At 62.1% G+C, this 243-nt stretch carries 1 protein-coding gene; it reads right to left on the reverse strand.

Annotation, left to right across the window (positions count from 1 at the left end; genetic code table 11):
- The coding region (locus KUA11_RS17345; protein ID WP_408744235.1) for a SulP family inorganic anion transporter at positions 1-241 on the reverse strand (241 nt) is incomplete at its 3' end.
- Positions 242-243: the final 2 nt, after the last annotated feature.

Below are 243 nucleotides of genomic sequence, written 5' to 3' on the forward strand. Positions count from 1 at the left end.
GCCGCTCCAGCAACGTAAAAGCGTCCGCCGTGGCGCCAGCGAACCCGGCCAGAATGTTCCGCTTCGCACCGATGCGCCGCACCTTGCGCGCGTTGCCCTTGATGACGGTCGGGCCAAGGGACACCTGAAGACCCACGCCTGTCAGAAAGCCCATGAGCACGGTCAGCGACAGAAAATCCGCAAGGAATCCCAGACGAAATATCCGGCCGACAAGGAGAAAGGCCGCACACAGCAACGTCACGA

Source organism: Acetobacter estunensis (genome assembly GCF_019083805.1).
GTDB lineage: Bacteria > Pseudomonadota > Alphaproteobacteria > Acetobacterales > Acetobacteraceae > Acetobacter > Acetobacter estunensis_A.